Origin of the sequence: Brucella pseudintermedia (assembly GCF_008932435.1) — a bacterium.
Lineage (GTDB): Bacteria > Pseudomonadota > Alphaproteobacteria > Rhizobiales > Rhizobiaceae > Brucella > Brucella pseudintermedia.
The window spans coordinates 284,151-309,297 of the sequence record NZ_WBWE01000004.1; the positions used below are offsets into that span (position 1 = coordinate 284,151).

Below are 25,147 nucleotides of genomic sequence, written 5' to 3' on the forward strand. Positions count from 1 at the left end.
CTATCTGATTAATACTAGAAACGTTTCAAACTCTCGACTGCGTAGGGCTCAAGAGTGATCTTGTTGGACTGACCGATGCTGACGGCTTGGTGATGCGAGGTGATATTCACCAGCCAGCATTCTTGCTCTGTTGCAAAAGCCAAAACGCAGTCAGGTCCCGATGAAATAAGCTGCTGCCATTTCTTGCCTGCCAGCGCGGATAGCGTTTTTATCGTGTTGAAGAGCGGACGTTTCCCACCCGCGGGCGTTGGTTCGTTGTCGCCGGCAATAAGCCCGAAGGGGCCGGTGAGAGCTGACAGCGTCAGGCTGTCGAGGCCAGCATTCAGCACCGATATGGCATAGGCCATCGCGAAGCTTTCGCCGAATTTTCCATTGTGACGTGGGTCGCGGTTGGCCATGGCTATGCGTCTGCTATGCGGGTTTTCCATTGTGCGACTCCCATAGGGATTCTGGCGCATGGGAATGGTGGATGGCCCGATGCGATAGGGATTGTTGCCATAGATCGCGCGTACGGAACGGGTAATGAACGGCAGCGCCTCCAGTGTCTGCATGACGCTGAGATCGTCGGCGGCGTGAACAATCGGATTGGTACAATGCGTCACGAAATCAACGAGCGGGCCGGGGATGCGTTTGCGATTGAGTTCGGTGAAGTAGCTCAGCATTCCGCCACCGAGACGCACGTTCGGAAAGGCCGCTCTCGCTGCGGCATAAACCTCATCGAGTGGCGGGCAGGGTGGCCATTCGCTGCCGGGCGGTGTTGATTGCCGGTCTATTGCAGGCGAAACGACGATTGCATCTGGGGTGAAACCCGCTGCTTTCATATCGGACGCGATTGCAGTCGTCTCGTCGATAAGGTGTGTTTTGCAGGGCAGGGCGATTTCAAGCGCGACGCGTCCTTTGTGGTTCGCGGCCAATGCCGCGAAATCTGCAAAGATTGAACCTTCATGTCCCGCCAACGGATCGTAATGAAACAGCAGGTCTTGCGGCCCTATTTCTTGCAGGAGTTCGATTGCGGCGAGACTCTGTTTCGCTTCCTCAGGCGTGATGATAACGCCTATATTGGGCATGACGCCACTTGCGTCACCGAAAGTGATCTTCACCGGTTCAGCATGTTGGGCCACTTTGGATGTTGCTGGGCGCGTGTCAGCAATGTTGAGCACAATGCGCTGATGCTGGGGCTTCAAAGCTTCGATCCGGTAGGGCCATGCCAGAGCCAGCGGACGCACATAGGTCTTAAAGGATGCATCTGACCAGTTGCGCTGGTCTTCCATCTCGAACGTATCGCCTTCCATGCGGCATTCGACCATGACGCCGGGCATCGCCTGATGGGTGATCGCACGCATATTCTGGAAGGGTTGCCACGGCTCAATCAGATCCGGCAGGCGGGTTTTGTTGAGCGCGCCATCGACATGCTCGACAGTCACCGGCGAACCGGCCACGCCGATGATCGGATGCAGAATGCAGAAGCCGCAACGGTTGGTTTCAAAACCGGTCGCGGTATTGGCTACAGCGTCGAAAGTGAGTGCGCCGTCACTCTCGGCCTGAATGCGGACATCAATGGTGAGTTGCGTTCCCTCGGGGCCTTCGCAACGTGCCTGATAGGTGACGGTGAAACTGCTGTTGTTTTGCTCAACATTCAGATCATGGATTTCCGGGTTATAGGTTCCCCAGTCTCGATCCCGCACGAGATAGGAGATGGCGCGCAGAATCTCGATACCGTCATAAGTGATGGTACGAAGATTGCCATCGCTGAGATCGACGGCAAGAAGGCCTGCTTTCAGATGCCTTGCCTTGGCTTCTGCTTCGCGTGTGCCATAGAGCAGGAATGGATCGACTTTGCTCATTTCAACAATGCCTTGATGTCGATGCGATTGCCAGTTGCTGCACTGTCATAAGCAGCCTCAACAAGCGCAAAGGTCTTGAGATTGTCGGCACCCGATGTCGAGGTTTCTCCATTGGATGCGAGCTTATCCACCCAATGCTGTTGAATTGCAAAAACGCTTTCCTGAATATTGTGCCACGGGCGCGAGGCCCATGAGAGTAGTCTCGGCGAAACGTCTGAAACCGCCGTGCCAGCCGGGGTAATCACCTCAAGACGATAGCCCTGATGAAGACGGATCGTGCCTTCAGTGCCATCGAGTTCGATCAGCGTTTCCGGGAAAGGGTCGTTTTCGAGCTTTGTGGCATAGCTGACATCGACAATGGACGTAGCTCCATTTTCATGGTCCATGAGAATGGTTGCCACATCTTCGCCCTTGATCTTCGGGTTGACGCGCTTGGTGCGTGCGACAAGGCTCGTCACGTCATCCAGAATGAAGCGCGCAATATCGAGCGTGTGGATGCCGAGATCTTCGATGATGAAGCGGTCGCCTTCTGCAAGATAAGGCTGACCGGAAAAGACGTCAAAGCCGGAGCGGAAAGAAAAACGTCCCCAGAACGGTGTGCCGATGACGCCGCTGTCGAGCGCCTTGCGCACGGCCTGAATAGGTGTCTGCCAGCGGAAGTTTTCATGCACCATGAGCGGAATGCCTGCCTCATCGCAGACTTTCACCATGGCCTTTGCATCATCGAGCGTCTTGGCAAAAGGCTTCTGGCAGATTGCTGGCACCTTGTGGGCGGCTGCAAGTTCCACCAGGGCGCGATGGCTTGCAACGGTGGTGGCAATATCGACAAAATCGATGCCGCCATCTGCAAACAGCGCCTCAGCATCTGTGTAGCGGCGCTCAATGCCAAACTGGTCGCCGACAATCTTCAACCGCTCCGGATCGCGGTCGCAGATAGCCGTGATTTTGGCACCCGCAACGTCATTCCATGCATGCATCTGGTTGATTGCGAAGAAACCGCAGCCGATCAGAGCGCCATTCAATTCTGCCATTTTAACCCGCTTTTGCCATTTGCATGAGTGTTACGCGCTGCTGGAGGCGGCGCTGTGCCTGATCGACCACCACGGCAATGATGATGACAAGGCCTTTGATGACCATCTGCCAGAAAGACGATACGCCCATCATGACGAGACCATCGGAGAGAATACCGATGACGAATGCACCGATGATGGTCCCGCCGATGGTGCCGCGCCCGCCTGACATCGAGGTGCCGCCAAGAACCGCCGCGGCAATCGCGTTGAGCTCGAAGGAGTTACCCGTTGCCGGATGCGAGGACATGAGTTCGGACGAGATAATAAGCCCCGCGATTGCAGCGCAGAAGCCTGAAAACATATAGACGAACATCTTTACGCGGTCGACGCGGATGCCGGACATGCGGGCAGCGCGTTCATTGCCGCCGACTGCGAAAATCTGACGGCCAAGCGGCGTATAGCGCGCGATATACGCTGCGGCCAGGGCCACGACGATCAGAAGCCAGATCGATACCGGAAGACCAAGAATGCTGCCTGATCCAAAGAATGCGAAGCCGGTTGTGCCCAAGTCTTCGCGACCGACGAGGTTCGGGAAGGTCTGGCCGTCTGATGACAGAAGCGCCAGACCGCGTGCCACATAAAGCGTGCCGAGTGTCGCGATAAAGGGGGCAACATTCAGTTTGGTTATCAGCAGACCGTTTATGAAGCCGACAGCGATACCGACCGCCAGGGTGATGAGCGATATTTCGATGATGTTGAAATAGATCGTATAGCCGATGCCAAGATCAATGCCGTAGATCAGAAGGCCACCGGCAACCATGCCGCAAAGCCCGACAATGGAGCCGACAGAAAGATCGATGCCGCCGGTGATGATGACGAAGGTCATGCCCATCGCGAGAAATGCGTTAAGGGCAACGTGCTTTGACATTAGGATCAGGTTGGCGGTCGAGAGAAAGTTCGGTGCTGCGAACGAGAAGAAAATGAACACCGCGAAAAGCGCGATGAAAGTTCTCAGTTTCATCAGCGTCAGCAGGGCCGAGCCGCTGTTAAAGGTTGAGTCAGTGGCGGCCGTCGTCGTGTTGGCTGTCATGACGCGCGTTCCCTTGTTTGTTTGCTGTGGTCGTTGTCATGCGTATGCCCGTGGCCCTTGGCCGAAGCTGCGACAATGTCTGCTTCCGTCGCGGTATCGCGGTCGAATATGGCAATCAGCTTCCCATTGCTGAGCACCGCGATGCGATCGGAGAGCGCCATGACTTCTTCCAGATCGGAGGTTGAAAAGAGAATGGAAAGACCTTCGGCGGCCAGCCTGCGCATGGTGCGGAAGACGTCGGCCTTCGCACCCACATCAATGCCGCGCGATGGCTCGTCCATCAGGAGAACTTTTGGGTTGGTCATCAGCGCCTTGCCGATGACGACCTTTTGCTGGTTGCCGCCCGACATTGAAGTGACTTCAAATTCCGGATTCGGCGCCTTGATCGACAGATCTTTGATTGCCTGTTGAATGGCCTGCTTTTCACGCTTCGGCGCGATGTGGAATATCCGGGCTAGGCGGTCGAGGCTCGCCAGCGTCAGATTACTGGCAATCGACAGAATCTGGACCAGGCCTTCGCGCTGGCGATCTTCCGGTATCAGTGCAAGGCCGCGCCGGATGCGGCGTGTCGTATCACGCTCCTTCACTTCCTCGCCGTCAATATAGATTTGGCCTGTGGAATGCCCGTGCTGGCCCATCACGCATTCGAAAAACTCCGAACGTCCGGCCCCCATAAGGCCATAGATTCCCAGAACTTCACCTGCACGAACGGTCAGCGATACATTGTCGACTGCAAGCCCGCCTGTCGGGCGGGGCAGGGTGATGTTTTCAGCACGAAACCGCTCCGCGCCGATCTTGTGGGTGACCGGCTTGGAAAAATCCTTGGCATCGGAGCCGATCATGGAGCGCACGATCCATTGCGTATCTATATTCCTGATCTCTTCCTGCCCGGTGATTTTTCCGTCGCGCAGAACCGTGATGTAATCACCAATCCGCATCAGTTCTTCGAGCCGATGCGAAATATAGACGATGGCCACCCCTTGGCTTTTCAGTTCGGCGATCACCTTGAAGAGAATGTCCACTTCGGCTGCGGAAAGTGCCGAAGTCGGCTCGTCCATAATGACGATGCGTGCATCAAGCGAAATGGCCTTGGCGATTTCGACAAGCTGTTGCTGTCCGATGGGCAGATCGGCGACAAGCGTAGTTGCACTGATGCCAGCATCAAGCCGGTCGAGATATTCGTTGGCCCTGGCTATCTGCGCCTTGTGGTCGATGCCCCGCAAACCGCGTGTAATCTCGCGTGTGGCGAAGATGTTCTCTGCCACCGTCATGTTTGAAAACAGGTTCAGTTCCTGAAAGATCATCGCAATGCCACGCTTCTGCGCGTCGGCGGGGCTATCGAATGACACTTCCTCGCCATCAAGAATGATCTTCCCCATGGTCGGGCGTTCGACGCCAGCGATGATTTTCATCAACGTTGACTTGCCGGCGCCATTTTCCCCGACAAGCACATTGACCGAGCCCCGGCGCAATTCAAGATTGGCGCGCTTGACCGCGACAATGCCCGAATAGACTTTGGAAACATCCTCAAGCTTGAGGACGATATCATCCTTCCGGTTCAGTTTCATCTCCATGGTTCACTTCTCCAAAGAGATGGAAACGGGAGTGAGAACGGGAAGCTGGCCCTTTGACGGTAGCGGAAAAGCGCCTTCTGCTTTCACCTTCATACCGACCAGATCTTCACGCGGCAGCTTGGACAACACGTCGTCATTGATGCGGGTGTTGAAAGCCTTGCCGAACTGCGCCCAGTCGATCTGGTTGCGAAATTCGTTAAAGTTCACGAAAGAGAGACTGTCCCGGATTGCCGTGCCGCGCACCGTTGGCCCGATCTGTACGCGGGCATCGGGCTTGCCGTCGCCATCGCTATCGACATCAACATAGGCAGCGCGGGATTTCGTTTCTGCAGCGACCACCGTGCCTTCCAGCCGGGCGGCAAAAGTCCAGGGCGCATTGCCTTGCTTCTCGCGATGGCCGTATTTTGCTCCGGCGGCGTCTGCATCTGCATTTGCTGCCTGCATCACTTCGTCGAGCGTCGCAGTTTTCTGGGCAAAAAACGGCTTAACTTTTGATTCCCAGATGTCGGAAACGGAACGTTCGGGATTGAAATTATCGCCGCGTGCTTCTGCGGCTTCTTCTGCTGTCGGCGTCTTGATGATCTTGCAGCCCGAAAGCGTGACACCACAGGCCAGCAGAATAATGGAAGCTGACTTCAGCACTGACATGAATTTATCCTCGATATCAGGAATGTGCCGGGAGCGGTGCATGCCCCCGGCGTCGCAAGCTTGGGCTCAGTCCTTCAAAGCGAAGGTTTCAAGCTTGTCGGCATTGTCAGGATTGATGAGAACGCAGTCCATCAGCTGCTTTTCCTCAGCAGGTCCCTTACCGGTCTTGATATATTCGTCAGCCTGAACGACAGCCATCTGTGCCTGGGCATAGGCCGGCTGGAGAACGGTCGCCTTGATGCCGCCCGCCTTGATGGAGTCGCGGACATCGTTGGAACCGTCGAAACCGACAACGATGACGTCCTTTCGTCCCGCAGCTTCAAGGGCTGCCCATGCGCCCATGGCCATGGTGTCGTTGCCCGAAATCACGCCCTTGATATCCGGATTTGCCTGCAGAATGCTCTGCATTTTCGCGAAGGCTTCGGTCTGGCTCCAGTTCGCTGACTGCTGGGCAACCATCTTCATATCAGGATATTCATCAATGACGTCGTGATAGCCCTTCGAGCGGGTGCCGGCATTGAGATCGGACTCACGACCGAGCAGTTCGACATAATTGCCGGCTTCGCCCATCAGCTTGACAAATTCTTCCGCACCGAGCTGCGCGCCCTGATAGTTGTTTGATACGATCTGCGATACCGCAACGCCTGAGGCGTTGATTTCACGGTCGATCAGGAACGAAGGGACTTTGGCGTCCTTGGCTTTCTGAACTGCGGCAATAGATGCTTCCGAACCGGCATTGTCGAGAATGATGGCTTTTGCGCCACGGCCGATGGCCGTATCGACGAGCTGCGATTGTTTTGTCGGATCATCGTCATGCTGAAGGATGAGCGTCTCGTAGCCAAGTTCCTTGGCTTTGGCTGCGGCGCCATCGGCTTCCGCTTTGTAGAACGGGTTGTCATGCGATGGCGTGATGATCGCGATCAGATCAGCAGCCCAAGCCGGCATGACAACGCTGCCCGCCAATGTTGCCGAGACGGCTGCAATCGCAAAGCCGCGCGCAATTTTTCTGCGTGTGAATTTCATGTATACCTCCCGATAAGCCCCATTTCCCAAAAGGGCGAAAAAAGGGAGAGCGTGTGCGGCCCTCCCGAAGTGACGTCACGTAATGCGACGGATGCTTTCTGCGATTTCTTCCGGTTCGAACACATTTTTCCAGTCGTCACGCATCAGCGCCGGAATGCCGAATTCGATTGCCTTGTTGCAGGCATCGGAGAACACACCCTGGACTTCGCCAAAGATGACGGCGCCCAGAACATTCATGTGCCCGAGAAGGAAATCTCGCGCTGCTTCTTCCGGAACGCCACGGCGAACGGTTTCGTCCATGGCCTGTTTCATGACAACGAGCAGCGAGGCTGCGACGGTTTCAGAAAGGCCCGGTTCAAGGATTGCAAGCTGCTCAACCGTCACGCGGTGTGAGCGCATGACCGGTGCCCAGATGACCTTGGCGATTTCCTCGCCCAGCGCATAGGCTTCTTCCGGCCCCTGCATCAGAGCCGAAACGATGTGCTGCTTTGCAAACAGTCCGCCAAAGTGGTCCTTCTTGGCCTGCATGTCTGTTTCGTCGTTGAAGATCGGCGGATGGCATGGATGGGTCACGAAGTAGGTAAGGTCTGTGCGCTCTGGCAAATGACCGGCAAACGGCGCGGCTGCGTCGAGCGCAATAACCATTGTGCCTGGCTTGAGCTTGTCAACGATGCCTGCGGCGACCTTTCCGATAATGGTATCCGGTACAGCCAGAATGACCACCTCAGCACCTTCAAGACCATTATCAGCGTCGACGGTGTCGATGCCGAGATCGTTCTTGAGGCGGGCCTTGCCTGCGTCGCTGACTTCGATGTGGCGTACGTCAAAGCGGGAACCCTTGAGGTTCTTGGCCAGACGGTATCCCATCTTGCCGCCCGCTCCGAACAAAGCGATAGCTGTCATGATTGAAATTTCCTTCCCATGTTTTGGTATCGCAACTGGTATAACCAGTCAATGAGTATTCCAGATTAGGCGCGCGTTCCGTCGCGAATCTGGCTGAAGTAATTGTCAGAGCCGACCTGACCGCCCTTGAGAGCAATCTGCAGGCCATTGGTTGCAGCGTGAGTGCCGTGTGCAGTGCAAAGCGGCGAGCCCGGAGTTTGTGGAAGCGGCAAAAGCGTGGTGAGTGCATCAACATGCAATTCGCGCAATGCGTGGCTGGAAGTGTCCCCGCCTGCAATGACCGCGCGGGTAAGCCTTTCGCGCTCGACAAGGCTGCGGAGTATGAATCCGAGGCTACGCGCCAGTTTGTGACGGCTGCCAGCGATCCTATCGATCTCCGTGCCGCGATCAGCAGAAGGACCAAGGGCGGTGTTAAGGATCACGCTGTTGCCCTGCTTGAGCGCCTTCTCGCCTTCAGCAATAGCCGTTTCGATTGCCTGATTGCTGTTTTCGCCGAGAAGTTCGAGGGGATTGAGATCAATGCCGGTAAAACCAGATGCCGTTGCATGGCGGATCTGGCGTTCTGTCGTTGGTGAAACGCTTCCGGAGACGACTGCAATGCGGTTCGCCTTGCCGGGAAGCGGAAACTCTCTCTTTGATCCAATCAGCCCCGCTTTGGTCCATGCGGCCAGAAGCGCATATTCAACGCCCGACGAGCCAGCGACGAACCAACCGTGGCGGGCACGCAAGCGCCAGAGCTGTTCGCCTGCTTGCAGCTGACTTTCAGGACTATCGACGTCGAACAGCAACATGCCGTCCGCATCGTTGGCAATGACATTGACCCGATCATCTACATCATGCGAGTCAAGGGTTGCGAGGTCGGCGAGCACCGTTTTAAGCGTTGTCTGTTGAGCCAGATGCAAACGCAGGTCCGCCTCACGCATCGGGGTGACCGGATGGCGGCTCATGACCGGATGGCGGTCGATGCGATAGACCGCGCCCTGATAGGCAGCGAACAGATTGCCGAACGCGGTGTAACGCTTGAGCTGTGGCGCGCCCACGATCAACGGCACATAGCGCTGTTCGAAGATCGTTTTGCCGATTTCCACGGCCTTGCCGATATTGCCGACATGCGGTGCGGAATCGAAGGTCGAGCAGACCTTGTAATGTGCAATCGCTGCATCAAGGCTTTTCAGCCAGTTGAATGCAGGCGTGAGGTGTTCATCCATCCATTCTGGGGTTTCGCTGCGGCTCGTGCCCGCAAGGCCAATGGCCCTGCAATGAGAAAAGCGCACAAGCAGCTCCTCATCCGGAACATTCATGAACAGGACAGTATCGACACCATGAGAGGCGAGAGCCTCCATGACATCGGTGGAACCGGTAAGGTCGTCGCCGTAATAGGAGAGCAGCAATTTTTTGAAAAGTTTGGACATTACTCGCTGCCTTTCCCGAATTTCGCGAGGGAGGCAGCCAGTTCAGGGCGATCTGCTGCGTATGTTTCAAGCGGGACGCCGGCGACGGCCGCTTCCCAGGCTTGCTGTACGGCACGAACGCCAGCCGCGGGGCCGCCCGGATGGCTGACAATGCCGCCGCCACACAGATAGAGAAGGTCAGTCGTGCGGCCCGTGCGCTCATAGGTCTCCGGCGCTTGTCCGCCCCATTGACCGGAACCAGCCACCGGAAGAGGACAGTCGGACGGGCCAAACAGTGGCGTGCTGACAGCGTTGAACGAATTGACGAAGCTCTCATCCGGCTCCCAGTACTTCACGCGGATGCCGTTGATTTGGAACTGATCGACGCCGAGCAGACGCCAGAACTGCTGATAGACGCGAAAATCCATGCCTGCGCCAGGATTGCGGGTCAGGACGTCCCAGCCATTGCGGTGAGCATGAAGCACAAGGCCCGAACGTTTGCGCAGGAAGCTCATTCCGCCGAAGCCGATGGAGTTTATATTGACTACCGCGCAATTGCCGCCTGCTTCCAGCACCATGTCATGATTGCGCATCATTTCGTCTGGATCGGCATGGGAGATGCCGAAGGCATACATGACCTTCTTGCCGGTCTTCTGCTCGTGCTCGAGAACGAGCGGCATGATGGCGGCGATGCGCTCTTTGAGCGGCGAATAGGCCGGGCTCATCAGCTTCTCATCGTCCTTGATGAAATCGACACCGGACTGGATCAATTCGCCGACCAGTTCCGCGGTTTCATGCGGACGCAGGCCCAGTGCCGGCTTGACGATGGTGCCAATGATTGGACGTTCCTCAACGCCCGTGAGGCGACGGCTTCCGGCGATACCGAATTGCGGGCCGGGATGTGCCGTGCGGAAAGCTTCCGGCAACTTCATGTCGATCACGCGGATGCCGGTCATGCCCTTGATCGAATAAACGCCGCCAATGGCGATAGTCATGAGTGCTGCGAGGTCGGTGCCGATTGCATCGAGTGGAAAGGCAATATCGACATCGGCGCGCTTGATTGGACCGTGCCCGGCAGCAAGTTCGGGCCATGCGGGGACAGTTGCATCTTCTAGCGGACGAATGTCCAGCACGCGCGCGGCGACACGCGCTTTTAGTTCTTCCGTCTCGCCGGGAACGGCGACAAAAGTGCCGGTCGACTGATCGCTCGCGATCTTGGCAGCCATCTGTTCGATGCTGCCGGTGGTCTCAATGCGATAGGTCAGGTGGATATACATGGCTGCTACCGGAACAGGCTATTGGTTCGTTGCCAGTCATACTCGACTGGTCTATGTATGTATGCTGGTATAATGAGTATTCCACTATACGCAAGGGAAAAATTGTGCGCCGCCCGGCCCGCTACGGCAATTAACTTTTCTCGGGGCGGTCGAAGATGCATAAGAAGGAAAAGCGCCTGAGGGGTGAGATGTAATGAACCAGCCATTCGAACCTATCGTTCGTCGCAAATTGTCCGACGAAGTTTTTGACCGGCTCGAAAACATGATTACTTCCGGCGAGCTGGAGCCCGGTGACGAAATGCCGTCAGAACGCGTGCTGATGGAACGTTTCGGTGTTGGGCGCCCTGCGATTCGCGAGGCGATGCAGTCGCTTGCGAAAATGGGGCTCGTGAGCATTTCGCACGGCGAGCGGGCCAAGGTGTTGAAACTGACTGCAAGATCGATTTTTCAGCAGGTGGACCCAACCGCCAAGATCATGCTTGCGCAGTCAATGGACACGCTGGAAGACTTGAAGAGCGCACGAATTTTCTTCGAGCGCGGCATTGTTCGCGAGACTGCGCAGAAAATCACGGAAACCGATATAGCGGAATTGCGGGAGATCATCGAACGGCAGCGGGAATCGCTTGGCGACGCAGACGCATTTATCGCAGCCGATATGGAATTTCATGTCCGGATCGCCAGGATTTCCGGCAATCCCATATTGGTGGCCGTGAGCGAAGCTATGCTTGCCTGGCTGAAGGAGTATCACACTCATATGCTTATCTGGACCGGCAAAGAGAAATATACGCTCGTGGAGCACGAGGAGATATTGGATTGCCTGTCTGTCAAGGATGCGGATCGCGCTGAGGCTGCCATGCTTCGGCATCTTGAACGGTCGCGTACGCTTTACAAAAAAGAATAACTCCTCGCGAGAATTGGGAATTGTCAGCCCTTTCAGGTGCTGTCCGATTTTCCGAACCTGGCATAAATATCCGCTCGCGTCTGCGGCACGGCGGAAATGCCACGTTTGCGTTTTGAAGCCACGGTCTGGTTGATCTGGACGGTGCCTCGCTCGAATGCCAGCGAACATCCCGCGAGATACAGCAGCCAGAGACGCGCTTTCGGATAGCCGATTTCAGCGACGGCCTTATCGAAATTGCCATAGAGGCGCTCGCACCATAACCGGCACGTCATGCCATAATGTTCGCGCAGATTTTCAACGTCGTGGACTTCGAAGCCGTGCCCTTCGAGGTTTTCTACCGTCATGCCAAGATGATCGAGCTCTCCACCGGGAAAGATATACTTCACAAGCGCCTTATGCTCTGCGCTTTTACGGTTGAAGGATTTCTTGTCCTTTTTCATGCGCCGCGTGATTGCGTGATGCATGTAAAGCCCGCCAGGGCGCAGAAGCCGGTTCACAGCACTGAAATAGCTATCGTAATTGGCGATACCAACATGCTCGAACATGCCCACAGACGAAATCTTGTCGAACTGACCGTCAAGCTCTGCATAGGATTTCACGTGAATGGTGATCTTGTCTTCAAGTCCTGCCTGTCTGATCCTTTCGCGGGCCAGCGCCGTTTGGGCCTCCGATAACGAAACGCCGGTGCCGATGACACCAAAATTTTGTACTGCATAGATCAGAAGGGCGCCCCAACCGCAGCCGATATCCAGAAGTCGGTCGCCCGGTTTCAATCGTAATTTTCGGCAGATCAGTTCCAGCTTGTCCTTCTGGGCCTGGTCGATATCATTTGCCCAATCCGTGAAATAGCCGCATGTGTAAACCATTCGCTCGTCCAGGAATAAGCGGTAAAACTCATTGGAGACATCGTAGTGATGAGTGATTGCCTCCTTGTTTGATCCGCTGACGAAAGGCTCTTTGCCGTTGAGAACTTCGCGCCCATTGGTTTTGCCGGCAAACAAAAGGGCAGGAAGATCCTTGAGGAGTCGCCATTTGGGCAACTCCTTCAACCTGTTCTTTACGCTCCCGTCGGTTCTGGCTTTGGCGAGATCGAAGATTGTGCCGTTGCTGATATCAACCCGACCTGAAGTCCAGATATCGATCAGCGAATCGTAGTTCGGTTTGAGAAGGAGCTGTCGAACGATTGTCGGATCGTTGATCACTAGCGATGGACCATCGAAGGCGCCTATACGCGTACCATCCCATAACTCCACGTTGAACTGTGGGCGCAGCGTTTCAACAACTGTTCGAATGATGCGAACAGATTTGGCTTCAACCTTCATGTCAAGCCTCTCCACTGAGATTTCCGATGGTGTATTCCAAGGTCAGCCTAACCCAAGGCATTTTGCGATTGCAGTCATAAAATCGTGACGGTTGCCGTTCGCGGCCAAAGTTGCTTCGAATGCGGCGTTGTTGAGAAGTGTCTGATACGTTGAACTGTGAAACGGTATAGAAACGGCGAGCAAGAATTTGTGATTCGAACAGCTGAAATAGCTGCGCAATGAATCACGTTTAGAGGCAAAGAGCATGGAATTTCCCCGTGATATTGCAGATGCGGCCAGAAATTTGTGGCTCGAAGTCTCGGAAGCGAACGAAAAAATAGCACCTGTCGATGCAATTGCGCTTGCTATCCTCAGGGAAAGGCAGCGATGCGCGACAATTGCGCTTTGCGTATTTGATGATGAAGAGTGGTCAGACGATTATCGCATGGCAGGCGGCTTGGCAGCAGATGCGATACTTGCAGGCAATGGCAATCTGTCAGATTAGAGTCTTGCATCGTCGTTGAAACCCATCGCACATGGAAATGGATTGAAATGGTCGTCAAATATTCGGGGTTAGGGGTTGTTTGCCTGCTTTCACTGGCAACGGTTGGATGCACGACGTCGCCGCAGAATTATGCAGCTGCTCTCTCATCTCAGGATCCCAAATGGCAGTCACCGCAGTGCGAAGAAATTCGTGCCGAGGCGGTGAACTACGAGGCGAGAGAAAAGAAGGCTTCCGATTTGGCGCCGGGACTTCTTATCGGCCCCTACGGACTGGCCATTGCGGCAGCGATAAAAGAGAACGACGAGAAGCGGAGAAAGCAGTTCGTCCGGGAGATGCATCTGCGCTGCTCAAGCTTGCCCTTGCCGAGGGAACTAGAAAATACCCAAAGCGAAATGTACCAGTCGAAACGGACCGACAATTTTCGATAGGTCGTATGGCTCGATACGTTGTTCCGACCTCTTCCACAGTGAGTTAAAATGTCCAAATTCGTACCTGTAATTGCGTTGCATGGCGGCGCTGGAACCATTCTCAAGGCCAATATGACGCCCGAAAAAGAGGCCGCGTATCACGCTGGTCTGCGGGAATGCCTGCAGGCTGGATTAGCGGTTCTGCACAAGGGCGGCAAAGCTCTCGACGCCGTGACCGTTTCCGTGATTGCTCTGGAAGAAAATCCGCTCTTCAATGCGGGTCGGGGAGCGGTTTTCACGGCCGACGAAACGCACGAGATGGATGCCGCGATCATGGATGGCGCAACGCGCGCTTGTGGGGCAATTTCCGGAATTTGCGGACCGCGCAATCCCGTGCTGGCGGCACGGGCCGTGATGGAGCAGACCGAACACGTATTTTTGGCAGGTGAAGGAGCAAAGCGTTTTTGCGAAGCGGCAGGTCTGGAAATGATGGCTCCGGAATGGTTCTCCACCGAACAGCGTCGCAAGGCATTGCATGACGAACTGGAACGTCGTCGTAGTGGCGCTGCCGATGACGGCGATCCAGCCCGTAAGCATGGAACGGTAGGCGCAGTAGCACTGGACAGCTTCGGACATCTGGCTGCCGCAACCTCCACGGGCGGTATGACGGCCAAGACACCGGGGCGCGTTGGCGACAGCCCGGTCATCGGTGCGGGAACCTGGGCGGATGACCAGACCGTTGCGCTTTCTGCCACTGGTCACGGAGAATATTTCATCCGCTGGGCGGTGGGCCATGAAGTGGATGCGCGGATGCGCTGGGCGGGGCAGTCCCTCCACGATGCGGCGGGCGCTGTCGTTCGCGAGCTTGGCGAAATTGGCGGTTCTGGCGGTCTTGTTGCAGTCGACCGTAAAGGCAATGTCAGCCTGCCGTTCAACAGTCCGGGCATGTATCGCGCCTGGTGCGGTACAGATGGCGAGATTCATACCGCAATCTACCGATAGGTGAAGGGCAGGCGGGATTTAGGCGATTTTCGATTGAACCATAATCCCGCTGGGATGCAGCCATGCACTAGCTGCCGGAGCGTTCTACATCGAATCGCGGACGCGTTCCCAGGCTTTCGTCAAATGCCGCCCCAGCACCTCGGAAAGCCGTTCCGCGTTGCGGGCTTCGAGAGCCGCGATCATTTCTTCATGCTCGGATACGGCTGCTGCCCATTTTTCTGCGCCCTCATGCCCCACAAAGCGGATGCGCTTCAGCCGCGTCTGCAACATCTGGTGAATATCCGCGAGCGTTGGATTTTTGGCGAGACGGACAATAGCCAGATGTATCTGCTGATTGAGCTTGTAATATTGCAAGCGGTCGGACTGCTTATAACGCCCGATCATTTCATCATGCAGTGCCCGAACCTCTGCTATTTCCTCGTCGGTAGCCAGTTCGCAGGCGAGTTTTCCGGCTAGCTCTTCCAAGCTGCGCAGGACTGTAAGCATGTCCTTGACATCGGCTGCACTGAATCGTTTCACGACGGCGCCGCGGCTTGGAACCAGTTCCACCAAACCTTCGCTGGCCAAATACTTGATGGCTTCACGCAGCGGCGTGCGGGACACGCCAAGCTGTTCGCCGAGCTGCCCTTCATGCAGGCGTGTGCCTGGTTCCAACTGCCCTTCGATGATCATGTCGCGCAAATGGTTGACGAGCATATCGTGCAAAGCAGTGCGGCGGAACGCCTGTGAGCCGTTATCGGCGGGCTCGGTTTTCTGAATTTTGTCCATCGACCGTTTTTCTCAAAAAGTAAGCTCGAATCCAACTCGCCATCTGGAGCGAAGATGGCTGGCTCACCTGCAACCGTCAATATAAAATGCTGCATACAGAATACAAAATGCTTGCATCGCGCGGAGGACTAGCATATGCATGTTGCATACAGAATGCAGACGAGGAGGATGCGAATGACCGCCACTGGCGCTGAACCGAGCGTGATTGCGCTTGCAATGGGAGATCCAGCCGGTGTCAGTCCCGAACTGACGGCGCGGGTTCTCGCCCTGCCCGATGTCCAGAAAGAAGCGCATCTCATCGTTTTCGGTGATCGCCGTGTTCTGGATGAAGGCACGCGTGTGGCTGGTGTCGAGCTTGATCTACAGGATGCCAGTATCGAAAATGCGTCCGATATGCCGGTGGGCAGGCACGTCTTCGTTGACTTGAAGAATCTCGATCCGAAGGATGTTGTGCGCAGCGAGGCCACATTGATTGGCGGAACTTTCGCGACGAACAATTTCCGCACTGCATTGAAGTTTGCCGACGCAGGTCACGCGCAGGCCGTTTGCTTCACGCCGTTCAACAAGCAGGCCATGCGGTTTGCCTATCCAGGCTACGACGACGAAATCCGCTTTGTTGCCGATGTGCTGAACTTCACCGGCAAGGTGCGTGAATTCAATGTCCTGGAGAAGGTTTGGAACGCACGCGTTACGTCGCATATTCCGCTCAAGGATGTGGCCTCAACCCTGACCATCGAAGGAATTCTTGCCGAGCTCGAGCTGGCTTGGGCGTGCTTGAGAAAGGCTGGCTATGACAATCCGAAGATTGCGGTAGCCGGTCTTAATCCACATGCCGGTGACGGAGGCAGCTTCGGTATGGAGGAAATCGACATCATTGAGCCAGCGGTAAAGGCTGCCAAGGCCAAGGGGTTCGACGTGGATGGGCCTTTTCCGGCCGACACAGTATTCCTGCGTGCTCTCAAGGACAGCTTTCAGGCGGTGCTGACAATGTATCACGATCAGGGTCAGATCGCGATGAAGCTGATGGGGTTCGACAAAGGCGTGACCATGATGGGCGGATTGCCGTTCCCGCTTTGCACGCCCGCCCATGGCACAGCCTATGATATCGCCGGGAAAGGAGTCGCGGACGTGGGTGCTACCCGCGAAGCGATCCTGCTTGCGGCACGGATGGCGAAAAGAGCCGAGGCGCTTTCGAACGCTGCCTGATTGCCGGCATTTTGACATTATCGGCGTGGGAGGAGGCCCATGCCGCTTAACCGGGAGGAAAGACCATGAAGAAGTCTCTGCGCATTGCATGTCTCGCCGCAGGAGTGACGATAATTGCCTCGTCAGCGTATGCATTCGAGCCGACGCGCCCTGTGGAATTTGTCGTAACCGCCGGACCCGGCGGAGGGACCGATATCTTCGCGCGCACGATCCAGTCGATTATCGGCAAGTATAACCTGATGAGCGCGCCAATCGTCGTGACCAATAAGGGGAGTGCAGGCGGGGCCGAAGGGTTTGTCTATACAGCTGGTTATAAGGGGGATCCATACAAGCTCGCTTTCGGCACGAACAACGCCTACCTTTTGCCGGTGCGCGCCAAGGTTCCTTACAAATCGGACGATTTGATCCCCGTTTCAGCCCTTGCTGCGGACGAGTTCATCCTTTGGGTCAACGGAAAGTCCGACTTCAAGACAGCCGCGGAATTCGTCGCCAAGGCGAAGGACGACGCAGGTATGAAAGTTGGCGGAAGCCAGTCCAAGGATGTTGACACCAGATTCTTACATCCATGATCAACGATGCCACAGGCTCGAAACTCGGCTATATTCCCTTCAAGAGCGGTGGCGAAGCCGCCGTCCAGCTTGCTGGCGAGCACATCGCCGCCAACGTCAACAATCCAAGCGAGAACCTCGGCCAATGGCAGGCGGGCATGGTAAAGCCCCTTTGTGTCTTCAAGAGCGAGAAGCTCAAGGGAGAAGGCAAGGTCGCTGGCGATATGGGATGGAGCGACATTCCGACCTGTAAGGAATCAGGAATCGCAATCGAAAATTACTCTATGCCGCGCACAGTCTGGCTACCAGCAGGTGTCGATCAGGAAGTCGTCGACTACTATGCTGGCATACTCAAGAAAGTTGCCGAGACACCCGAATGGGCGAAGTATCTTGCCGATAGTTCGCAATCTGCCGCCTATATGAGCGGAAACGATCTTTCGTCCTTTATCAAGAACGATGAAACGGCGGTAACGGCGGTGCTCAAGCGCGAAGGCTGGCTAGCCAACTGACGTTTCGGGCATTTGCGCAGGTGCCGGTGGCACCTGCATCTTCCATCGAAGGAGCTCATCCATGAGTGAGAAAGGCGAAGGCGGAATTTCCCGCTTCACCGTCGAGGCGGGCGTGGCTCTCCTCACGGGCGCGCTGGGAGCTGCGGTTTGTTACGGCTCGCAACAAGCCGGTACGGGCTGGACGGAAATGGGGCCGGATGCGGGTTATTTTCCATTCTATATCGGCCTGCTGATCATGTTCGGAAGCGCGGTCAATCTTTTTGTGGCATTTGTGAAATATCGTAGCAGCGGGGAAGTATTCGTCGAACTCTCCCGGCTGAAGCCAGTTCTCGGTTTCGCTTTGCCGCTGGTTGCCTTCGCTGCCATATCGACGATTTTAGGGCTTTATGTCGGCACGGCAGTCTACATCGCTGGAGCTATGATGCTTCAGGGGCGCTACAGGTGGTGGGCTTCCTTGCCAGCCGGCATTGCGGTTTCCTTCTTCTTTTTCGTCATTTTTGAAATCGGCTTCAAGGTTCCGCTCCTTAAAGGCCCGGTCGAGGCTTTCTTCGGGATTTATTGATACCGGAAAGTCCGATGTCTTTGGAGGAAAGACATGGAAAATTTCAGTCTCCTGATGGAGGGCTTTGCCCACATACTCAGCTTCAATCATGTTTTGCTGATGATGCTGGGGGTTACGCTTGGAATTCTGGTTGGCGTCCTGCCGGGATTGGGCGCCCCCAACGGCGTTTCCCTGCTCTTGCCGCTGACTTTCACGATGGACCCGATCTCGGCGATTATTCTGCTTTCCTGCATGTATTGGGGGGCGTTGTTTGGCGGATCGACAACATCCATCCTGTTCAATATTCCGGGCGAACCTTCGTCTGTCGCCACGACCTTTGACGGATATCCGATGGCGAAGGCCGGACATGCGAGCCGAGCCCTAACGCTTGCTTTCGTTTCGGCTGGCATCGGCGCGCTGGCCGGAGTGGTGATGATTACACTGCTTTCGAGCTGGGTCGCAAATTTCGCACTGCGGTTTTCGTCACCGGAATATTTCGCTGTTTATTTTCTGGCTTTCGCCAGTTTCATATCCATGGGCGCTCAATCGCCCTTCAAGACGCTCGTTTCCATGATGATCGGCTTCGCCTTTGCTGCGGTGGGCATGGACACGATCTCCGGCAATCTGCGCCTGACATTCGAGATACCGGAACTCATCAAGGGGATTTCCTTCTTGATCGCGGTGATGGGCCTGTTCGGGATCGGTGAATTGTTGCTGACGACGGAGGAGGGGCTTCGTTTCGACGGTATCAAGGCGCGGGTGCGTCTTGGCGAGATTGGGCGTACGCTGTTGGAAATGCCGCGCTATTGGTTTACGCTTGCACGTTCCACGCTGATCGGCATCTGGATGGGGATAACGCCTGCGGGGCCAACAGCGGCATCCTTTATGAGCTACGGTGTGGCTCGCCGTTCTGCACGCGACAAATCGAAGTTCGGCAAGGGGGACCCTCGCGGCATCGTGGCACCGGAAACCGCTGACCATTCTGCCGGCACATCCGCGCTTCTTCCCATGCTGGCGCTTGGTGTGCCGGGCTCGGCTACCGCAGCCGTGATGATGGGTGGCCTGATGATATGGGGCCTCACTCCCGGCCCGACATTGTTTACCGATCGTCCGGATTTCGTTTGGGGTCTGATCGCCTCCATGTATCTCGGCAACATTGTCGCCGTCATTCTGGTGATTGCGACCGTGCCGCTCTACGCATCGATCCTGCGCGTGCCGTTCTCAATCATCGGTCCGATCATTGTAGCGGTCATTTTTTCCGGCGCTTATCAGGTTGCCAATTCGATAACCGATGTGTGGTTGGTGATCGCATTTGGCGTGCTGGGATATATTTTCAAGAAGCTCGATTATCCGCTGGCGCCGTTGGTTCTCGCCATGGTTCTTGGAGACAAGGCAGAAGATGCATTCCGCCAGTCGATGATGATGTCCGGCGGTCAGCTTTCGATATTCTGGTCGAATGGCTTGGTTGCTTCCCTGATGGCGTTCGGCGTCTTCCTGCTGGTCTCTCCAGCCATCTTCTGGGCGATCGGCAGGCTGCGAGACCGGAAGCCTGAAATTCCCTCAAGTAATGGCAATGTGGCGTGATCGCGACGGGTCATGCAAATGAACAGGAATGCAAGTTGAAACAGAAGACTTCCAAATGGACACGCGAAACCTGGCCAATTGCAGCGGCGATGATCCAGTATCCCAATATGCTGCCGGACGGCAGTTCAGTGCAGGATCAGTCGGCGGAAGATTGGGCTTACACCTTGTCCGATGTGGCGGATGCGGGTTTTACGGAGCTTGACCCTACAGACAGCTGGCTGCGGCTCGCTGATTTGTCGCCTGCGCGCCGCGCTGAGTTCATGGCCGTTGTCAAATCGCTAGGTCTCACCATTCCTGCAATTTCGACCTCGCGGCGCAGCGTGATCAACGCCCAACGCGGCGATGAATATCTGGAGTATGGACACAGAGTCATCGACACCGCGAAAGAGATCGGCGCGGGCAGCGTGTCCTTCGGGTTGTTTGAACCGCTCACAGATGCACAGAAACAGGCATTGTGGTTCTGGACGGTTGACGGGGCGAAGAACCCGGACGACCCGGCTGTCTGGAAAAAGGCCGTGGAGCGAATTCGCGAACTCGGACGCCATGCGGAGGAACTCGGTATAGAGCTTTCGCTTGAAATGTATGAGGATACTTATCTTGGCACTGCGGACAGTTCGGTTCGTTTTGTCGAGGAAGTCGGTCTCGACAATGTCGGAATCAACGCCGATCTGGGCAATCTCATCCGTCTGCACCGTCCGGTCGAGCACTGGCAGCAGATGATGGAGAAGGTGGCGCCTTACGCAAAGTTCTGGCACGTAAAGAACGCCACTCGCACCGAAGACCCAGCGTCAGGCGTCATCGTCACGCATCCAGCTCCCCTCGAAAGCGGCATAATCAATTATCGCGCAGCGATCAGGATGGCACTGGAACACGGATTTGCCAGCCCTTTTTTATGTGAACATTATGGTGGCGACGGGCTTTCCGTTTCGGCTACAAATCGTGACTACCTGCGCCGCATCCTGCCACGCGGCTAATGACCCGGACCAAGGACTGTTTCAATGACGACGATTTTCGATGCGCCGGAGGAATTTGCCTCTACTGCTCTCGCCGGGTTTGCCAAAATTTATAACCGCTATGTTCGTCACGTTCGGGGTGGCGTTGTTCGCTCGACAAAGGCGCCTCAAGGCAAGGTCGCTGTGGTCGTGGGAGGCGGTTCCGGTCATTATCCGGCGTTTGCGGGCTATGTGGGGCCGGGCCTCGCTGATGCAGCGGTTGCCGGTGATGTATTCGCCTCGCCTTCCACAGCGGCAGTGGCCCGTGTTTGCCGACAGGCGCATAAGGGTGGTGGTATTCTTCTGGGCTTCGGCAATTATGCAGGCGATGTTCTCAATTTCGGCGTTGCTGCCGAGCGCTTGCGTGCCGAAGGGATAGACGTGCGCATCGTGCCAGTGACCGATGACGTGGCCAGTGCTCCGGCGGATATGCACGAGAAGCGGCGCGGCATTGCTGGTGATCTGGTTGTGTTCAAGATTGCAGGTGCCGCTGCTGAGGCCGGTCTGTCGCTGGATGAGGTTGAACGGCTGTCACGTCACGCGAATGCCAATACCGTCTCTTTCGGGGTCGCTTTCAAAGGTTGCACCTTGCCCGGCGCTCCACACCCGCTCTTTACCGTACCGGAAGGCCAGATGGCGCTTGGTCTCGGCATCCATGGCGAACCGGGGATCAAGGAAGAGGCGATCCTGCCCGCTTCCGGTCTGGCGAACCTGCTGGTCGAGAAGCTCTTGGCGGAACGCCCCAAAGGAACGCAAAAAGTTGGCGTTATCCTGAACGGCCTCGGTGCAACGAAGTATGAAGAACTGTTTGTCTTGTGGACGGCGATTGCGCCGCTTCTGGAGAAAGCCGGACTTGATATTGTAGCGCCGGAGGCGGGAGAGTTTGTCACTAGTCTCGACATGCAAGGCTGTTCGTTGACCCTCCTGTGGCTTGATGAAGAACTCGAGCGCTATTGGACTGCTGCTTGCGATACGCCTGTTCTTCGTCGCGGGGAAGCGATTGCAGTTGAGCCTGCGGACGATGTCATTACCCATGAGGACGCAGCCCCGGTTTTTGCTCAAGCGGATGAAGCAGGACGTGCTGGTGGCGCGTGCATCCAAGCTATTCTGCACGCCGTCGCCGACGAGCTGGCAGGAGCCGAAGAAGAGCTGGGCCGCATCGACGCCTTTGCAGGCGACGGCGATCACGGACAGGGCATGCGACGAGGCTCCGCAGCAGCAAAGGAGGCTGCGGATCAAGCGGTGAAAGCTGGCGCCGGGACGGCAAGCGTTTTGGCTGTAGCCGGTGACGCGTGGGCGGACCGAGCGGGAGGAACATCGGGAGCGCTTTGGGGACTTCTGCTGCGCACATGGAGCACAGAGCTTTCCGACAATGGCAGCATTGATGATGCTGCGGTCGTTCGCGGTGGCAGGCGTGCACTCGATGCCGTTATGACGCTCGGCCGGGCAAAACCCGGCGACAAGACATTGGTGGATGCCTTCGTGCCTTTTGTCGAAACCCTTGAAAGTGAATTTGCATCAGGCGTCCCATTGGTCGACGCATGGAATAAGGCTGCAAAGGCAGCAGCCGAAGCAACGGCACCACTTGCTCCGAAACTCGGTCGCGCCAGACCTCTGGCAGAAAAAAGTATTGGTCATCCTGACGCGGGAGCCATCTCGCTGGCCCTGGTTGCAGAAACCATCGGCGGGAAACTGAAGGGATAATATTAAATCGGGCGGATCAACTTGAAACCGGTCCGCCTTATGTTACTCGGTAGTGGTCTGAGAAAGCGATCAGCCCGGAAGAATCTGATAGTAAAAGTCGAGTTTCCCCGGCTTTGAGCGTGCCACAAGCATCAGCAGTTTTTCCCGGTCGAATATACGAAACCAATCTTCCCATTCGACGATTTCAAGACCGCCCGCGTCCAGCGGGCGTTCGACATCGGCGACAAATTCTGGTTCGAAAACAATTCGCAAGACTGGCGCTGCATCGGGAGCTGTGGACGTGCTGACAAATGCCGGATTCCCGTTGCGAGCGGCCACCCAGTCCCGGATGGCTTCATGTGTGTCGAGGGTGATCATTTCGCTCATAGAAAGCTTTCCTCCGGTTGCTATGATGCAGTCCAATCCATGCCGTCAGATAGGCGGCTGCAGTGTTCTGGAAAGACGAGGCGCCGTTCACTTTCTCCGTGAATCGGCAATCGGGGTAAAATCTTTCAGTTCATCCTGTTGACGACGGCTTTGCGTTCATTCATGTCGTAAACCGACTATTCGCTGTTAAAGCCCGGAAATCCCCAAAATGACTGAACGTCTCTCCCTCGCACGCGACCGCATCAATGTTCTTCTACTGGAAGGCATCAGCCAAACAGCGGTCGATTACTTCAAGGCCTCCGGTTACACCAATGTCACGCATCTGCCGAAGGCACTGGACAAGGCCGACCTGATCGAAGCGATTTCGTCAGCACATATTGTCGGTATTCGCTCCCGGACGCAGCTGACTGAAGAAATTTTTGCTGCGGCCAACCGCTTGATTGCGGTCGGTTGCTTTTCGGTCGGGACCAACCAGGTCGATCTGAAAGCCGCACGCAAGCGTGGCATTCCGGTCTTCAATGCACCATTTTCGAACACCCGTTCGGTGGCGGAACTGGTGATCGGCGAAATCATCATGCTGATGCGCCGTATTTTCCCGCGTTCAGTGTCGGCCCATGCAGGCGGTTGGGACAAGACGGCAACCGGCAGCCGCGAAGTGCGGGGCAAGACGCTCGGTATTGTCGGCTACGGCAATATCGGTTCGCAGGTCGGCAATCTGGCCGAGAGCCTCGGCATGACGGTCCGCTATTTCGACACTTCCGACAAGCTGCAATATGGCAATGTCAAACCGGCTGCGAGCCTTGATGAGCTACTAAAGACTTCAGACGTTGTTAGCCTGCACGTGCCGTCGAACAAGTCGACTTCCAAACTCATTACCGAAGCAAAACTGCGCAAGATGAAGAAAGGCGCTTTCCTCATCAATAATGCGCGCGGCACGGTTGTCGATCTGGAGGCTCTGGCGAAGGTCCTGCAGGAGGGGCATCTCGCAGGTGCCGCCATCGATGTTTTCCCGGTTGAACCGGCTTCCAACAATGACAAGTTTGTTTCGCCGATTCAGGGACTGGAAAATGTCATCCTGACGCCGCACATCGGCGGGTCGACGGAAGAAGCTCAGGAACGGATTGGCACGGAAGTCACCCGAAAGCTGGTCGAATATTCCGATGTTGGCTCGACCTTGGGCGCCGTCAACTTCCCGCAGGTGCAGTTGCCGCCGCGCCCGACGGGTACGCGTTTCATGCACGTGCATGAAAACCGCCCGGGCATTCTCAACAGCCTCGTGAATGTTTTCTCGACACATAACATCAATATCGCCAGCCAGTTTCTGCAGACCGATGGCGAGGTGGGTTATCTTGTTATGGAAGCTGACGGCGTCGGTGATGCCAGCGAAACAGTCTTGCAGGCCATTCGCGAAATTCCCGGCACCATCCGTGCCCGTTTGCTCTATTGATCGACTTCACAGCGCCAATTATCGTTGGCGCTGTGATTTCTCATAACGCTTGATGAGACGGTCGCGGCGCAATCGCGAAAGGCGCTGTATCCAGAAAATACCGTCAAGCTGGTCTATTTCGTGCTGGTGGCAAACGGCGAGCAAGCCATCCGAGTCCTCGGTTTGCTCGTTCCCATTAAGGTCCTGATAGCGGATTTTGATACGGGCGTGGCGCTCGACCTCATCGACAACGCCCGGCATCGAAACGCTGCCTTCCTGATGGAGCATTTTCTCGTCTGAAGCCCAGAGGATTTCAGGGTTCACGTAGAATTTGGGGCTCGATTCAGGCAGTTTCAGAACCACTAGGCGCTTTGCTATACCGATATGCGGCGCGGTGATCCCGATGCCGGGCGCGGCCCGCATCGTGTCGAGGAGGTCGGTTCCCAGTTCCTTCAATGTGCTGTCGAACAGGGTCACAGGTTCAGCTACGGTACGCAGTCGTTTATCCGGATAGCTTACAATCGGGCGAATGGTCATTTGGCCTCACAATGTGCACGCCGTCCAGCTAAAACCGCGCGCAATCTTTTGGCCGATTTTCACCGTGACTTGCAAACACTATCGCAGATG

The 25,147-nt window shown here is 56.0% G+C and carries 23 protein-coding genes and 1 pseudogene; 11 read left to right on the forward strand and 13 right to left on the reverse strand.

Features of this window, described 5'->3' with window-relative positions; all coding sequences use genetic code 11:
* Positions 1–14: 14 nt before the first annotated feature.
* The 9 genes from apnL to oiaX form a co-directional block, all read right to left on the reverse strand.
* Positions 15–1,844 (reverse strand): D-apionate lactonase, encoded by a 1,830-nt coding sequence (apnL, locus tag F9K78_RS07525; protein WP_121986311.1) that lies wholly within the window; start codon positions 1,842–1,844, stop codon positions 15–17.
* The gene (locus F9K78_RS07530; protein WP_121986312.1) at positions 1,841–2,875 is read right to left on the reverse strand and encodes a Gfo/Idh/MocA family protein; all 1,035 of its coding nucleotides are present in this window, start codon (positions 2,873–2,875) and stop codon (positions 1,841–1,843) included. The genes apnL and F9K78_RS07530 overlap by 4 nt, the downstream gene beginning before the upstream one ends.
* A 1-nt stretch (position 2,876) precedes the next feature.
* Positions 2,877–3,944 (reverse strand): ABC transporter permease, encoded by a 1,068-nt coding sequence (locus F9K78_RS07535; RefSeq protein WP_121980972.1) that lies wholly within the window; start codon positions 3,942–3,944, stop codon positions 2,877–2,879.
* A complete protein-coding gene (locus F9K78_RS07540) occupies positions 3,941–5,518 on the reverse strand; it encodes a sugar ABC transporter ATP-binding protein (RefSeq protein WP_121986313.1) in 1,578 nt (525 codons plus the stop codon). Before F9K78_RS07540 ends, F9K78_RS07535 begins: the two co-directional genes overlap by 4 nt.
* A 3-nt stretch (positions 5,519–5,521) precedes the next feature.
* A complete protein-coding gene (locus tag F9K78_RS07545) occupies positions 5,522–6,166 on the reverse strand; it encodes a DUF2291 family protein (RefSeq protein WP_121986314.1) in 645 nt (214 codons plus the stop codon).
* Between the two features lie 66 nt (positions 6,167–6,232).
* A complete protein-coding gene (locus F9K78_RS07550) occupies positions 6,233–7,189 on the reverse strand; it encodes a D-ribose ABC transporter substrate-binding protein (protein WP_121980970.1) in 957 nt (318 codons plus the stop codon).
* 75 nt (positions 7,190–7,264) lie between these two features.
* Positions 7,265–8,092, reverse strand: a complete 828-nt coding sequence (locus F9K78_RS07555) for a phosphogluconate dehydrogenase C-terminal domain-containing protein (protein ID WP_121980969.1) — start codon at positions 8,090–8,092, stop codon at positions 7,265–7,267.
* 65 nt (positions 8,093–8,157) lie between these two features.
* Positions 8,158–9,504 (reverse strand): four-carbon acid sugar kinase family protein, encoded by a 1,347-nt coding sequence (locus F9K78_RS07560; protein ID WP_121986315.1) that lies wholly within the window; start codon positions 9,502–9,504, stop codon positions 8,158–8,160.
* Positions 9,504–10,760 (reverse strand): 3-oxo-isoapionate-4-phosphate decarboxylase OiaX, encoded by a 1,257-nt coding sequence (gene oiaX, locus F9K78_RS07565; protein WP_122066770.1) that lies wholly within the window; start codon positions 10,758–10,760, stop codon positions 9,504–9,506. Before oiaX ends, F9K78_RS07560 begins: the two co-directional genes overlap by 1 nt.
* Before the next feature lie 193 nt (positions 10,761–10,953).
* Between oiaX and F9K78_RS07570 the strand changes: the two genes are divergently transcribed.
* Positions 10,954–11,661, forward strand: a complete 708-nt coding sequence (locus F9K78_RS07570) for a transcriptional regulator NanR (protein WP_121980966.1) — start codon at positions 10,954–10,956, stop codon at positions 11,659–11,661.
* Positions 11,662–11,693: 32 nt separating this feature from the next.
* Here the strand turns inward: F9K78_RS07570 and F9K78_RS07575 are convergent, their stop codons facing one another.
* On the reverse strand, positions 11,694–12,983 hold the full coding sequence (locus F9K78_RS07575; protein ID WP_121986317.1) for an SAM-dependent methyltransferase: 1,290 nt from the start codon (positions 12,981–12,983) through the stop codon (positions 11,694–11,696).
* A gap of 244 nt (positions 12,984–13,227) precedes the next feature.
* Between F9K78_RS07575 and F9K78_RS07580 the strand changes: the two genes are divergently transcribed.
* The 3 genes from F9K78_RS07580 to F9K78_RS07590 are packed head-to-tail and all read left to right on the forward strand — an operon-like array spanning position 13,228 to position 14,876.
* Positions 13,228–13,467: a hypothetical protein gene (locus F9K78_RS07580; RefSeq protein WP_121986318.1), complete on the forward strand. Its 240-nt coding sequence runs from the start codon at positions 13,228–13,230 to the stop codon at positions 13,465–13,467.
* Between the two features lie 47 nt (positions 13,468–13,514).
* Positions 13,515–13,895, forward strand: a complete 381-nt coding sequence (locus tag F9K78_RS07585) for a hypothetical protein (protein WP_121986319.1) — start codon at positions 13,515–13,517, stop codon at positions 13,893–13,895.
* 48 nt (positions 13,896–13,943) lie between these two features.
* Complete coding sequence (locus F9K78_RS07590) at positions 13,944–14,876, forward strand: isoaspartyl peptidase/L-asparaginase family protein (protein WP_121986320.1); 933 nt, start codon at positions 13,944–13,946, stop codon at positions 14,874–14,876.
* 84 nt (positions 14,877–14,960) lie between these two features.
* Here F9K78_RS07590 and F9K78_RS07595 read toward each other — a convergent pair whose 3' ends face one another.
* Positions 14,961–15,644 (reverse strand): GntR family transcriptional regulator, encoded by a 684-nt coding sequence (locus F9K78_RS07595; protein WP_121986321.1) that lies wholly within the window; start codon positions 15,642–15,644, stop codon positions 14,961–14,963.
* 174 nt (positions 15,645–15,818) lie between these two features.
* Here F9K78_RS07595 and F9K78_RS07600 point away from each other — a divergent pair, with 174 nt between their 5' ends.
* The 6 genes and pseudogenes from F9K78_RS07600 to F9K78_RS07625 all read left to right on the forward strand — a co-directional run bounded on the left by F9K78_RS07600 (position 15,819) and on the right by F9K78_RS07625 (position 22,728).
* On the forward strand, positions 15,819–16,850 hold the full coding sequence (locus F9K78_RS07600; protein WP_121986322.1) for a 4-hydroxythreonine-4-phosphate dehydrogenase PdxA: 1,032 nt from the start codon (positions 15,819–15,821) through the stop codon (positions 16,848–16,850).
* A gap of 65 nt (positions 16,851–16,915) precedes the next feature.
* Positions 16,916–17,907: pseudogene (locus F9K78_RS07605) on the forward strand (Bug family tripartite tricarboxylate transporter substrate binding protein).
* A 61-nt stretch (positions 17,908–17,968) separates the two neighbouring features.
* On the forward strand, positions 17,969–18,469 hold the full coding sequence (locus tag F9K78_RS07610; RefSeq protein WP_121980958.1) for a tripartite tricarboxylate transporter TctB family protein: 501 nt from the start codon (positions 17,969–17,971) through the stop codon (positions 18,467–18,469).
* Between the two features lie 33 nt (positions 18,470–18,502).
* Complete coding sequence (locus F9K78_RS07615; protein WP_121986325.1) at positions 18,503–20,032, forward strand: tripartite tricarboxylate transporter permease; 1,530 nt, start codon at positions 18,503–18,505, stop codon at positions 20,030–20,032.
* Positions 20,033–20,121: 89 nt separating this feature from the next.
* Positions 20,122–21,006 carry a sugar phosphate isomerase/epimerase family protein gene (locus F9K78_RS07620; RefSeq protein WP_121986364.1) on the forward strand — a complete coding sequence of 295 codons (885 nt, stop codon included), beginning with the start codon at positions 20,122–20,124 and terminating at the stop codon, positions 21,004–21,006.
* A 24-nt stretch (positions 21,007–21,030) separates the two neighbouring features.
* Positions 21,031–22,728: a dihydroxyacetone kinase family protein gene (locus F9K78_RS07625; protein ID WP_151682115.1), complete on the forward strand. Its 1,698-nt coding sequence runs from the start codon at positions 21,031–21,033 to the stop codon at positions 22,726–22,728.
* Between the two features lie 69 nt (positions 22,729–22,797).
* Here the strand turns inward: F9K78_RS07625 and F9K78_RS07630 are convergent, their stop codons facing one another.
* Positions 22,798–23,094, reverse strand: a complete 297-nt coding sequence (locus F9K78_RS07630) for a hypothetical protein (protein ID WP_121986327.1) — start codon at positions 23,092–23,094, stop codon at positions 22,798–22,800.
* 208 nt (positions 23,095–23,302) lie between these two features.
* Here F9K78_RS07630 and serA point away from each other — a divergent pair, with 208 nt between their 5' ends.
* A complete protein-coding gene (serA, locus tag F9K78_RS07635) occupies positions 23,303–24,541 on the forward strand; it encodes a phosphoglycerate dehydrogenase (protein ID WP_121980954.1) in 1,239 nt (412 codons plus the stop codon).
* 18 nt (positions 24,542–24,559) lie between these two features.
* On the opposite strand, the gene F9K78_RS07640 is transcribed toward serA, so the two are convergent.
* Positions 24,560–25,057 carry a peptide deformylase gene (locus tag F9K78_RS07640; RefSeq protein ID WP_121986328.1) on the reverse strand — a complete coding sequence of 166 codons (498 nt, stop codon included), beginning with the start codon at positions 25,055–25,057 and terminating at the stop codon, positions 24,560–24,562.
* Between the last annotated feature and the right edge of the window lie 90 nt (positions 25,058–25,147).

Excerpts from the sequence above, each read along its gene's own strand:
- apnL (WP_121986311.1), bottom strand. The coding sequence starts at position 1,844 with ATGAGCAAAGTCGATCCATTCCTGCTCTATGGCACACGCGAAGCAGAA.
- F9K78_RS07530 (WP_121986312.1), bottom strand. The coding sequence starts at position 2,875 with ATGGCAGAATTGAATGGCGCTCTGATCGGCTGCGGTTTCTTCGCAATC.
- F9K78_RS07535 (WP_121980972.1), bottom strand. The coding sequence starts at position 3,944 with ATGACAGCCAACACGACGACGGCCGCCACTGACTCAACCTTTAACAGC.
- F9K78_RS07540 (WP_121986313.1), bottom strand. The coding sequence starts at position 5,518 with ATGGAGATGAAACTGAACCGGAAGGATGATATCGTCCTCAAGCTTGAG.
- F9K78_RS07545 (WP_121986314.1), bottom strand. The coding sequence starts at position 6,166 with ATGTCAGTGCTGAAGTCAGCTTCCATTATTCTGCTGGCCTGTGGTGTC.
- F9K78_RS07550 (WP_121980970.1), bottom strand. The coding sequence starts at position 7,189 with ATGAAATTCACACGCAGAAAAATTGCGCGCGGCTTTGCGATTGCAGCC.
- F9K78_RS07555 (WP_121980969.1), bottom strand. The coding sequence starts at position 8,092 with ATGACAGCTATCGCTTTGTTCGGAGCGGGCGGCAAGATGGGATACCGT.
- F9K78_RS07560 (WP_121986315.1), bottom strand. The coding sequence starts at position 9,504 with ATGTCCAAACTTTTCAAAAAATTGCTGCTCTCCTATTACGGCGACGAC.
- oiaX (WP_122066770.1), bottom strand. The coding sequence starts at position 10,760 with ATGTATATCCACCTGACCTATCGCATTGAGACCACCGGCAGCATCGAA.
- F9K78_RS07570 (WP_121980966.1), top strand. The coding sequence starts at position 10,954 with ATGAACCAGCCATTCGAACCTATCGTTCGTCGCAAATTGTCCGACGAA.
- F9K78_RS07575 (WP_121986317.1), bottom strand. The coding sequence starts at position 12,983 with ATGAAGGTTGAAGCCAAATCTGTTCGCATCATTCGAACAGTTGTTGAA.
- F9K78_RS07580 (WP_121986318.1), top strand. The coding sequence starts at position 13,228 with ATGGAATTTCCCCGTGATATTGCAGATGCGGCCAGAAATTTGTGGCTC.
- F9K78_RS07585 (WP_121986319.1), top strand. The coding sequence starts at position 13,515 with ATGGTCGTCAAATATTCGGGGTTAGGGGTTGTTTGCCTGCTTTCACTG.
- F9K78_RS07590 (WP_121986320.1), top strand. The coding sequence starts at position 13,944 with ATGTCCAAATTCGTACCTGTAATTGCGTTGCATGGCGGCGCTGGAACC.
- F9K78_RS07595 (WP_121986321.1), bottom strand. The coding sequence starts at position 15,644 with ATGGACAAAATTCAGAAAACCGAGCCCGCCGATAACGGCTCACAGGCG.
- F9K78_RS07600 (WP_121986322.1), top strand. The coding sequence starts at position 15,819 with ATGACCGCCACTGGCGCTGAACCGAGCGTGATTGCGCTTGCAATGGGA.
- F9K78_RS07610 (WP_121980958.1), top strand. The coding sequence starts at position 17,969 with ATGAGTGAGAAAGGCGAAGGCGGAATTTCCCGCTTCACCGTCGAGGCG.
- F9K78_RS07615 (WP_121986325.1), top strand. The coding sequence starts at position 18,503 with ATGGAAAATTTCAGTCTCCTGATGGAGGGCTTTGCCCACATACTCAGC.
- F9K78_RS07620 (WP_121986364.1), top strand. The coding sequence starts at position 20,122 with ATGATCCAGTATCCCAATATGCTGCCGGACGGCAGTTCAGTGCAGGAT.
- F9K78_RS07625 (WP_151682115.1), top strand. The coding sequence starts at position 21,031 with ATGACGACGATTTTCGATGCGCCGGAGGAATTTGCCTCTACTGCTCTC.
- F9K78_RS07630 (WP_121986327.1), bottom strand. The coding sequence starts at position 23,094 with ATGAGCGAAATGATCACCCTCGACACACATGAAGCCATCCGGGACTGG.
- serA (WP_121980954.1), top strand. The coding sequence starts at position 23,303 with ATGACTGAACGTCTCTCCCTCGCACGCGACCGCATCAATGTTCTTCTA.
- F9K78_RS07640 (WP_121986328.1), bottom strand. The coding sequence starts at position 25,057 with ATGACCATTCGCCCGATTGTAAGCTATCCGGATAAACGACTGCGTACC.